General features: G+C 69.4%; 13 protein-coding genes. 7 read left to right on the top strand and 6 right to left on the bottom strand.

The features are described from left to right. Nucleotides 1-20 precede the first annotated feature (20 nt). Entirely contained in the window at nt 21-1454 is a 1434-nt protein-coding gene (locus APR04_RS27975) for an FAD-dependent monooxygenase (protein WP_253877358.1), read from the top strand. Here the strand turns inward: APR04_RS27975 and APR04_RS27980 are convergent. The 6 genes from APR04_RS27980 to aspS form a co-directional block, all read right to left on the bottom strand. Next, nucleotides 1420-1791: a DUF4190 domain-containing protein gene (locus tag APR04_RS27980; RefSeq protein ID WP_253877360.1), complete on the bottom strand. Its 372-nt coding sequence runs from the start codon at nt 1789-1791 to the stop codon at nt 1420-1422. The two genes, APR04_RS27975 and APR04_RS27980, sit on opposite strands and share 35 nt — an antisense overlap. A gap of 92 nt (nt 1792-1883) precedes the next feature. Next, nucleotides 1884-2387, bottom strand: a complete 504-nt coding sequence (locus tag APR04_RS27985; RefSeq protein ID WP_253877362.1) for a DUF4190 domain-containing protein — start codon at nt 2385-2387, stop codon at nt 1884-1886. A gap of 130 nt (nt 2388-2517) precedes the next feature. Beyond that, nucleotides 2518-3012, bottom strand: a complete 495-nt coding sequence (locus tag APR04_RS27990; RefSeq protein WP_253877364.1) for a DUF4190 domain-containing protein — start codon at nt 3010-3012, stop codon at nt 2518-2520. Nucleotides 3013-3167: 155 nt separating this feature from the next. Then, nucleotides 3168-3713 (bottom strand): DUF4190 domain-containing protein, encoded by a 546-nt coding sequence (locus APR04_RS27995; RefSeq protein WP_253877367.1) that lies wholly within the window; start codon nt 3711-3713, stop codon nt 3168-3170. Between the two features lie 96 nt (nt 3714-3809). Then, nucleotides 3810-4592, bottom strand: coding sequence for a GNAT family N-acetyltransferase (locus tag APR04_RS28000; protein WP_253877369.1), 783 nt, complete (start codon nt 4590-4592; stop codon nt 3810-3812). Then, the gene (gene aspS, locus APR04_RS28005; RefSeq protein ID WP_253877371.1) at nt 4589-6379 is read right to left on the bottom strand and encodes an aspartate--tRNA ligase; all 1791 of its coding nucleotides are present in this window, start codon (nt 6377-6379) and stop codon (nt 4589-4591) included. The genes APR04_RS28000 and aspS overlap by 4 nt, the downstream gene beginning before the upstream one ends. A 736-nt stretch (nt 6380-7115) precedes the next feature. On the opposite strand from aspS, the gene APR04_RS28010 reads away from it, so the two are divergent. The 6 genes from APR04_RS28010 to APR04_RS28035 form a co-directional block, all read left to right on the top strand. Beyond that, nucleotides 7116-7646 carry an SMI1/KNR4 family protein gene (locus APR04_RS28010; RefSeq protein ID WP_253877373.1) on the top strand — a complete coding sequence of 177 codons (531 nt, stop codon included), beginning with the start codon at nt 7116-7118 and terminating at the stop codon, nt 7644-7646. A gap of 75 nt (nt 7647-7721) precedes the next feature. Further along, nucleotides 7722-8075 (top strand): hypothetical protein, encoded by a 354-nt coding sequence (locus APR04_RS28015; RefSeq protein ID WP_253877375.1) that lies wholly within the window; start codon nt 7722-7724, stop codon nt 8073-8075. 82 nt (nt 8076-8157) lie between these two features. Beyond that, nucleotides 8158-8862 (top strand): SCO4402 family protein, encoded by a 705-nt coding sequence (locus tag APR04_RS28020; RefSeq protein WP_253877377.1) that lies wholly within the window; start codon nt 8158-8160, stop codon nt 8860-8862. A gap of 140 nt (nt 8863-9002) precedes the next feature. After that, nucleotides 9003-9341 carry a hypothetical protein gene (locus APR04_RS28025; protein ID WP_253877379.1) on the top strand — a complete coding sequence of 113 codons (339 nt, stop codon included), beginning with the start codon at nt 9003-9005 and terminating at the stop codon, nt 9339-9341. Nucleotides 9342-9634: 293 nt separating this feature from the next. Beyond that, on the top strand, nt 9635-9925 hold the full coding sequence (locus tag APR04_RS28030; RefSeq protein WP_253877381.1) for a DUF6317 family protein: 291 nt from the start codon (nt 9635-9637) through the stop codon (nt 9923-9925). 26 nt (nt 9926-9951) lie between these two features. Next, on the top strand, nt 9952-10374 hold a 423-nt coding region (locus tag APR04_RS28035; protein WP_253877383.1), incomplete at its 3' end, for a hypothetical protein.

Genomic DNA, 10374 nt, shown 5'->3' on the forward strand with positions numbered 1-10374 from the left:
ACGCACCGGAGGAGGACATCATGGACACGGACGTCATCGTCGTCGGAGCGGGGCCCACCGGCCTGCTGCTCGCCGGAGACCTCGCCACCGCGGGGACCCGGGTCACCGTGGTCGAGAAGCGTCCGGCCGAGCTGAGCAACCTCACGCGCGCGTTCGCCGTGCACGCCCGCAGCCTCGAGGTGCTCGACGCGCGCGGCCTCGCGGACGAGCTGGTCGCGAAGGGGCGGCCGGTACGGAGCGTCCAGCTCTTCGAGAAGCTCACCATCGACCTCGCGGACCTGCCCTCCCGGTTCCCGTACGTGCTCGTCACGCCCCAGTACGAGGTGGAGCGGCTGCTGCGCCGTCGTGCGGAGGCGGCGGGCGCCGTGTTCCGCTACGACACCGAGGTCACGTCCCTGACCCAGGACGACGCCGGCGTCACGGCCACGACCGCCGACGGCTCACACCTGCGGGCCAGGTACCTGGTCGGCACCGACGGCGCCCGCTCCACGGTCCGGGCCGCGGTGGGCATCCCGTTCCCCGGCCGCGCCGTGATCCGGTCGATGGTCCTTGCCGACGTCCGGCTGGCTCGCGAGCCCGCCGACACCCTGACCGTCGCGGCGGCGAACGACTCGCTGGGCTTCATCGCCCCGTTCGGCGACGGCTGGTACCGGTTCATCGGCTGGCACGGGAACCGCTCCGTCAGCGAGGACGAGCCCGTCGAGCTCGACGAGGTGCGCTCCATCGCGCGCGCCACCCTGCACGACGACTTCGGCATGACCGAGCCGCGCTTCCTGTCCCGGTTCCACGCCGACGAGCGCCAGGCCCCCACCTACCGTTCCGGCCGAGTGCTCCTGGCCGGCGACGCCGCGCACGTGCACAGCCCGGCCGGCGGGCTCGGCATGAACACGGGGATGCAGGACGCCGCGAACCTCGGCTGGAAGCTTGCCGCGACGCTGCGGCTGCCCGACGGCGTCGGTGCCGAGCTCCTCGACAGCTACGAGGCCGAGCGGCATCCCGTCGGCCGGCAGGTCCTGCGCGCCAGCGGTGGCATCCTGCGGGCGGCCACCAGCCGGGGTCCGTTCGCCACGATCGCGGGCACCATCGGCGTAGGGATCGTCTCGCGTGCCGCGCCGATCCGGCGGCGGGCCGCGGGCTTCATCTCCGCACTGGGCGTCGCCTACCCACGGCCTCATGGGGCGCACCCGCTGGTCGGGACCCGGGCGCGCGACCTGCCTCTGGAGGGCGGCGCACGCCTCGCCGAGGCGCTACGGGCGGGCCGGTTCGTCCTGGTCGCTCGGGCAGGTGCGTCGGCACCGGACCTGCCCGCCGCCCTCGGCGAGGTGGACCCGGCCGAGCGGGTCCTGACCCGCCGGGCCGACGGCGGCGCCACCGCCCTCCTGGTTCGCCCCGACGGCTACGTCGCCGCCGCCGGGCTCCTCACTCCTGGAAGACGGCAATCCCGGCACCGCTGAACGCGATGACCACGACGACGATCCACACGACGAAGAACCCACCGATCAGGCCTACGTTGATCCAGCCGAGGATCAGGCCGGCCGTCGCCAGTCCGGGGTTGTTCGCCTGCCCCTGCCGGACCGCTCTCTTGCTCGCGTTGCCCGTGACGATCGCGACGATACCCAGGACTACCGGGCAGAGGATCCAGCTCAGGATGCCCGTCACCAGGGACCAGACACCCAGGTCGTTCTTCGGCGGAGAGACCGTGTAGACGTACTGGGGCTGGGGAACGACCTGCGAAGGCTGCGGCCCGGACAGGTACGGCTGCAGCTGCCCCGACGCCTGCTCAGGCCGCACCGGGCGGCTCGGAGCACTGAACCTACAGGTCAGCGCACCGCATACCGCTCGTAAAGGCGGATCTCACCCGGGGGACGGCACCGCGGTGACGGTCAGTCCAGCTCTCCAGAGAGGCCGAGCGCCACCAGGAGGACCGTGAGCAGGAGCGTCAGCCCGACGGTGACCCAGCCGGTGATGATCCCGGCGAGTGCCATGCCGCCGTTGTTCGCCAAACCTTCGCGATGCGCCCGGCGGCTCATGTACCCGGTGATGAGCGCCGGGATCGCGGCGAGGAACCCGACGAGGCAGGTGAACAGCATCACGATGCTGACGATCCCGAGGACCAGCGACCAGACGCCGAGCCCGTTCTTGGGCGGCGTCGCCGCGTATCCGTAGGCGGCGTACATGGACGGCGGGTATTGCTGGGCACCAGGCTGGTACGGGGTCGTCGGCCCGTAAGGCTGCTGTGGGGCGGGCTGCTGCTGGTACGGCGCCTGATGATAGGGCGACTGTGGGGCCTCCGGCCGCTGCTCCTGGTACGGCGGCGGGACGTTCGGCCCCTGCTGGTACGGCTGCGGCGGGTCGTACGGGGACTGCCACCCGTCGGGCTGGGTCATCACGCTGCCTTCCATGCTCGGCGCGCCGTATGGCGCAGGGCATAAACTTACAGGTCAGCCCGCCACGCCCCGGACGAGATCGGATATCTCACCAGGAGCGTGCCGGGCTGACCGGCGACCGCGGGACGACTCAGTAGTTCTCGGAGTAGCCGCTCTCCATCTCCTGCTCGAAGCTGTCCTGGAACGACGGGTCGTTGATGGCCATGCCCACGAAGAAGATCATGATGATGATGTAGATCGTGGTCCATGCGATGCCGACCCAACCGGTGATGATGCCCGCGAGCCCCATGCCCCCGTTGTCCGCCTGGCCCTCCTGCTGAGCCCTGCGGCTCTTGTGCCCGGTGATGATCGCGGCGATGCCCGTGAGCAGGCCACAGCCCAGCACCGCCAGGATGCCCAGCACGAGCGACCACACACCGAGACTGTTCTTCGGCATCGGTGCGGCGCCGTAGGCGTACGGCTGACCGCCCTGCGCGTAGGCGGGTCCCTGCGGCGCCTGCTGGTACGGCGCCTGCTGGTACGGCGGCGGCTCCCCCGGAGCCGCTCCCGGCTGCGACGCGGGCTGGCCCTGCTCAGGATGCTGCGGCGGGTCGTACGGCGACTGGCCGCCGTCAGGCTGGGTCATCGTGCTGCCTCTCTGCTTGCGTTGTGCCGGGGCTGACCCGGCGCGGAGGTGCCAAACCTACAGGTCAGACCCCGGGTGCGGCACGTCGTTCGGATGGGGAAGCCTACCCACCGTCGACCCCACCGTCGACCCCACCGTCGACGCAGGCGGGAGGATCAGTAGCCGGTCATGTCCCGCATCTCGTTCATCTCGTAGAAGCTACCGAGGCCTCCGGCGAACAGCCCCGCCGCGATGGCGATCACGAAGAACACGATGGCGAGCAACGACAGGGCCACGTTGATCCAGCCCAGGATGAGACCCGCGGTCCCCATCCCGCGGTTGTTCGCGAGGCCCTCGTCGGCAGCCCTGCGGCTCATGGTGCCGGTGATGATCGCCGCGATGCCGAGCAGCAGCGGGCAGAACACATAGCTCAGGATGCCCGTGACCAGCGACCAGACGGCCAGGTCGTTCTTGGGCGGCGACGGCGCGTAGCCGTACTGCTGGGTGGCGGGATCCCCGGGCTGCCCGTAGGCGGCGGGCGCCCCTGGCATCCCGTAGGGCGAATGCGCACCAGGCTGGCCCGACGGCTCGTTCGAGGTGGGGTCGGTCGGGGTGCCCGGTGGCTGCTCCGCGTCCAGCGACGACTCCGGCACCGGCTGCGTGAACGGTGTCTCCGGATCGCGCTGCGGATCGCGCGGTGTGCCGCCTTCGTTCTCGGTCATGAGGCTGCCTCTCAAAGCTGGGTTCGAGGCACCGGGACCGGCGCCCCGCCTCCACCTAACCAGTGTTGCCCCAGGTACGCCCGGCAAACACGCGGGTCAGGCGCGGTGCCACGTCTCCACCTCGTGCGCCAGCACGAAGCCCAGCCGCTCGTAGACCCTCCGCGCTGCGACGTTGTCGTGGTACAGCCCGAGAGTCACCAGCCCACGCTCGTCGACACCGTCCGCCGCCATGCGCGCCGTCAGGGCCCCGGCGTACCCACGGCCGCGGACCGCCGGCAGCGTACCGATCGAACCCAGGTGGACCGCGTCGCCCGGGACGGGCATGGCCGAGCCGACCGCGACGAGACTCCCTGAGCTGCGCCCCGGTACCTCCGGAGGCACCCGGACCCCGTACCAGCGGGCACGGCGCGCGCGAGGTCCGTGCACCCCCTGCCGCGTGCTCGGGTTGGCCAGGGCGAGCAGGTCCGCGATCTCGTCGGCGTCGCGGTCCAGGTCGAGCAGCTCCACGACGGCCCCGGCGGCGTCGGGCACCTTCGGCGCGGTCTCGGTGACCATCCGGTCCCAGGTGGCGTCGGGTGCGAGGCCCCAGCCGGAGAGGGTCTCTCCGGCCAGGACCCCGGAACCGCGCGTGATCGTCACACCGCGCACCGTGTCGTCCGGCGTCACCGTGCCGAGCAGTGCCGCGACGCGCGCCGGCTCGCCCACCGCCGCGTAGACGCGTCCGGCGCGCTCGCCCGTCGGGTCGGCGAGCTCGACGACGCCGGCCGCACCGGCGTCGTCCGGACCCGTGCTGTCCGTCCACGACCGGGCGACGTCGAGAAAGTCGGTCCGGACGGCGTGGAAGACGTGGTCGAGCCCGTGCCGGCCCAGCCGGGTCACGCCGTGGTGGCCGCCACGGGCGCTGCGGCCTCCGGCTGGAAGTCGACGCCGGCCTCCTTGCGCTGCTCGGGCGTGATCGGAGCCGGTGCAGCGGTCAGCGGGTCGAACCCGCCGCCCGACTTCGGGAACGCGATGACGTCGCGGATCGAGGCGGACTTCGTCAGCAGGGCGACGATACGGTCCCAGCCGAACGCGATACCGCCGTGCGGCGGGGCGCCGAACGCGAAGGCGTCGAGCAGGAAGCCGAACTTCTCCTGCGCCTCCTCCTGACCGATGCCCATCACCTCGAAGACGCGCTCCTGCACGTCACGGCGGTGGATACGGATCGAGCCGCCACCGATCTCGTTGCCGTTGCACACGATGTCGTACGCGTAGGCCAGGGCGTCGCCGGGTGCCTGCTCGAACGTGTCGATCCACTCGGGGGTGGGCGACGTGAACGCGTGGTGCACCGCGGTCCAGGCCGACGAGCCCAGGTCGACGTCGTCATCCTCGCCCGCCGGCTTGAACAGGGGGGCGTCAACGATCCACACGAACGCCCAGGCGTTCTCGTCGATCTGGCCGGTCCGGTGCGCGATCTCGACGCGCGCCGCGCCGAGCAGCGCGCGGGAGTCGGACGTCTTGCCCGCGGCGAAGAACACCGCGTCGCCCGGCTCGGCGCCGGTGGCCTTCGCGAGGTTCGCCCGCTCGTCGTCGGACAGGTTCTTGGCGACCGGGCCGCCGAGCTCGCCGTCCTCCGAGAACGTGACGTAGGCGAGGCCGCGCGCGCCACGCTGCTTGGCCCACTCCTGCCAGGCGTCGAACTGGCGGCGGGGCTGCGACGCGCCGCCCTGCATGACGACGGCGCCCACGTACTCCGCCTGGAACACGCGGAACGGCGTCTCCTTGAAGAAGTCGGTGAGCTCGACGATCGGGTTGCCGAAGCGCAGGTCGGGCTTGTCCGAGCCGTACAGGCGCATTGCCTCGTGGAACGTCATGCGCTGGATCGGGGTCGGGATCTCGACGTCGACCAGGGCCCACAGCGCCTGCAGGATCTTCTCACCCAGGGCGATGACGTCGTCCTGCTCCACGAAGCTCATCTCGACGTCGAGCTGCGTGAACTCCGGCTGGCGGTCCGCGCGGAAGTCCTCGTCGCGGTAGCAGCGGGCGATCTGGTAGTAGCGCTCCATCCCGCTGACCATGAGCAGCTGCTTGAACAGCTGCGGCGACTGCGGCAGGGCGTACCAGGAGCCGGGCGCGAGGCGGGCCGGGACCAGGAAGTCGCGGGCGCCCTCCGGGGTGGACCGGGTCAGGGTCGGCGTCTCGATCTCGACGAACTCCTGCTCGTCCAGCACGCGGCGCGCGGCCTGGTTGGCCTTCGAACGCAGGCGGAGCGCGGCGGCCGGTGCCGGACGGCGCAGGTCGAGGTAGCGGTGCTTGAGGCGCGCCTCCTCGCCGATGACCTCGGTGTCCGCGAGCGCGGTGGACACCTGGAACGGCAGCGGGGCCGACTCGTTGAGCGTGATGACCTCGGTCGCGACGACCTCGATCTCACCGGTGGCGAGGTTGGGGTTGGCGTTGCCCTCGGGGCGTCGGCCGACCTCGCCCGTCACCTGCAGCACGAACTCGGCGCGCAGCGGGTGGGCGATCTCCTCGTCCCGGATGACGACCTGGGCGATGCCCGACGCGTCACGCAGGTCGATGAACGCCACTCCCCCGTGATCACGGCGGCGATCGACCCAGCCCGTGAGGGTGACGGTCTGGCCGATGTGCTCGGCCCGTAGTGAGCCGGCCGTGTGGGTGCGGAGCACGGAGAGGTCCTTCCAGCGTGGGGTGGGTTTCCGCCGTTCGTCGCCCGGGGGCTGTCCGACGGCGGGACGCAGCGTGCGCCGTCGGAAGTCTAATCGGTGGTGGTGGTTCCCTGCCCCGGCTGCCTTGCGGGCCGGGTCGGCGCTATCGTCCGCCGCGGTTGGCGGCCATGGGTACCTCAACCCATGAGCCACCGCCAGAGCGCCCGGTATCCTCCCTGGTCAGACGGGTGACCAATGGTAAAAGGGCAGCGGCACCGGCTCCCGCCAACGGTGCAGCGTGAGGCCGTCTGATTGGTCGCCGGTCGGTTTGGACGCGGATCCGACGCCGGGTGATCCGGTGCTGGTGCTGGCGGGTGGGCAGGAGTATCAGGAGGTCGCCCGGTCGATCGACAACGCCGCCTCGGCGATGTCCCGGTTGGATGTGGAGGGGACGATCTCGCAGGCCGTGGACTCGTTGATGAGTGCCAAGGAAGACACCATCGGGGAGATCCGCAAGGCCCCATTCGCGGTATGTCGCCGCGGGGGACGCCCTGGTCGGGTACGCGTCCTCCCTGGAACGTGTGCAGGCGGAGACGTTGGCCGCGTTGGACGTCCACCAGGCGGGACACCTGGCCGCGACTGCCGCGATGACGATCAGCACTCCCGCACTGACCTGCCCCTGCTCAGTGCTGAGGTGAAAGCTGGGAACATCACCAAGAACGCAGATGGATTCTTCTTCGGAACGAGGTCATGACGCATGGCAAGCCTGGATGAGCTGATCGACGCCGGAGGACTGGTCCCGCCCGGCGAGCCCTTCGACTGGGACCAGGCCGAGAACGTCTTGCAGCTCCGGATCCCGCAGGACTACCGGGCGCTGGTCGACGCCGGAGGCGACGGCCTCTGGTTCGACTACATCCGGGTCTACGCGCCGGGCGAGCAGTACAGCGACCGGAACCTGCTCGACTCGAACGGCGTGTTCGAGGACCTGCAGATCTTCTGGGAGAACGAGTTCTCCACCCCGCCCGACGACCTGCCGGCCGGCGCACGGCTCATCGCCTGGGCCAGCACCGGCACCGGCCCGGTGCTCTACTGGCTCGTCGAGCCGGAGGCGGCCGTCGATGACCCGTACCCCATCTACGTCCAGAACGCCGACGGCGACGCGTGGGAACGGTTCGAGACGACGACCACGGACTTCCTGCGTGGAGTGCAGCAGAACACCGTGCGGAGCACGTTCTTCGCCGAAGGGTTCCTCGAACGCACCCAGACCTTCCGGACCTATCCTGCGTAGGACGACCTTCACCTCAGGCGGACAGCGGGCCATGGGTGCCTCGACCCATGGCCCGCGGCGGACGCCTCGACGCAGGTGGCGCAGGCGTTCACGGATATCGATTCCACCATGACTGCGATGATCGCCTTCGGCTCGGACCGCGTACAGGACGACTACGTCAGCTCGTCGTGGTGGTTCGACTTTCTCGAACGCCACGTGGAGGCCGAAACGGGCGACCTCCGCCGGATCCTCGACGAGAACGTCAGCGTCATCGGGGTCAACTTCTCAACGATGACCGTCGAGGAACAGAGCATCGTCGCTGACTGGCTCGCCAACGCGATAGGAGCCGACATCACCGCGTCCCTGATCGAAGGACAGTCGCTCGAGCACCTCACCAGCCTCAGGGCAAAGCTGGTGGCCGTCACGACGCAAGAAGACCAGAACTCCTGACGAGACCGGGGCGACTCCACCACTTCGGACCGAAAGGCAGGTGAGCATGATTCACGTACGGCGGCACACAGAGTCCGGCGAGATGGAGATCGGCGCCGATCCCGAAGGCCTTGCCGCGTTGGCCGCGGCTGTCGCCAACGCTCCGACGACGATCGAGGTCGAGGCCCCGGAGAGGATCTGGCCCTACGACGAGGCACTCACCTCAGTCCGGGTCGAGTCCTCCAAGTCACTGGTCCTGATCGACCACGACGAGAGCGCGGCCGCGATGCGGATCACGGGAAGCCAGGAGAGCCGGAAGGTCCTGACAGAGAACCTCGTCAGCTTCGCGCGGGAAGGGAAGCCTGGCGAGCACTGGCACGTCGAGTGGTTCCCGGACCACTTCTATCTTGCCGAAGGTGGCGCTCCCGTAGTCGTGGCCTTCAGCAAGATCCAGTACCCAGAGATGCGAGCGCAGGTGATCACGTCTCTCCGCTCCTTGAGCGACCCCGAGCACCAGCGCACGCGGTGGGGAAAAGTGTCTGATGACGAGGCGTACTACGGCGACTTGGACCTCAACGTTCACGTCCTCTACGACGACACCACGGTGCTGCCCGACCCGGTCGAGAGCGTCGGATCGATCATCACGACCGACGAGGTTGACGTGTTGGAGAAGCTCAACTCCGTCCTGGAGCCGATCGTCGACGAGCTGGGCGACGAGCCCGACGCGGCGTACCTGGCGCATCCGGGCTGGAGCGCCGTCGTCAGCGCCGCCGCCGACGCTGTCCAGGTTCTCGAACGGAACGGCTGAGACGCTCAGGTATGAGCGACGAATCGTGCCCGGTGGGACCTCGTTCCTCACGACGTCATCGTTCGAGTCACAACGGACACCATTTTCATCAAGGGAAGCGGCAGCCCCACCGTCGTTCCTACAACCCCAGGTTGGACCCCATGACACTGCCGACACCAGAAGATCTAGGCAACGCCCCCGTGTGGGAGAACTACATCATCGTTCAGGCGACCCAGGCATCCCTCGGGCTCATCCCGCAGGGCGCTCTGGCGTTCGGGGTCGCCGTCGACGGTCTCCATGTGACCCTCACGTGCCAAGTGCGGGAGATCAACGATGACGGCACGGAGGACCTCCAGGAGATCGCTCAAGAACTGGCGGTCCTGCTGGGAGAGCAGGCGACCGTGACCATCGAGCAGAAGGTGCACGACACACCTACCATCACCCCTCAAGACACAGTGGTCTGGACGTTCATCGCGCGTTCAGAAGAAGCCTCCTCGTGATACTTGCACCACGCCCGTCCCGGAACGGTCCCCGTCAGGACCGGAACGAAGGAGACCGCCAGGTGTGAGCGACGAATCGTCCCGTGTGGGACCTCTTGGGCCCGACAACGAGAGGCCCGCCCGACCGTCAACCCGCAGACCGATGTCGGCTCCCTGCGATCGCCCTGCCGACCGCGTAGCAGGTATGACCCGCCCGGCCAGTGGCCATGGGTACCTAAACCCATGGCCCGCCGTGCGAGCGCCCAGTATCCTCGCTGATCAGACGGTGACTGACGGCGAAAAGGCGGTGTGCGATGGCTGATCTGAAGGTGGATCTGGATGCAGTGCGGGAACTGGGTTCGAGCCTGACGACGGTGGCGAACGAGTTCGAGAACGCGAATGCGAATAGTGACCGGATCGCGGAGGCCGTGGGGCACGAGGGCTTGTCCGGCGTGGTGCGGGACTTCGCGCACAAGTGGGACGACACACGCGGCAAGATGACGGACAACCTGCGCAAGCTGGCCGACGCCTCGACCCAGGTGGCTGACGCGTTCACGCAGATCGATGGCGACCTAGCCAAGGGCATCTCAGGCGACGGCGCGTGAGGCCGTCTGATTGGTCGCCGGTGGGGTTGGACGCTGATCCGACGCCGGGGGATCCGGTGCTGGTGCTGTCGGGTGGGCAGGAGTATCAGGAGGTTGCCCGCTCGATCGACAACGCGGCCTCCTCGATGTCCCGGTTGGATGTCGAGGGGACGATCTCGCAGGCCGTGGACTCGTTGATGAGTGCCAAGGAAGACACCGTCGGGGAGATCCGGAAGGCCCATTCGCGGTATGTCGCCGCCGGGGACGCGCTGGTCGGGTACGCGTCGTCGTTGGAGCGCGTGCAGGCCGAGACGCTCGCGGCGTTGGACCGGGCGCGCGAGGCGCAGGATGCGGCGCAGGCGGCTGCGGGGTCGAAGGACCGGTGGCAGGACCTCGCCGATGGCGCGAAGGACGAGACCGAGAAAGCCGAATACGAGCAAAAAGCACAGCAGGCCGGCGGCGACGCGGAC

The organism is Promicromonospora umidemergens (assembly GCF_024171995.1).
GTDB classification, from domain to species: Bacteria; Actinomycetota; Actinomycetes; order Actinomycetales; family Cellulomonadaceae; genus Promicromonospora; species Promicromonospora umidemergens.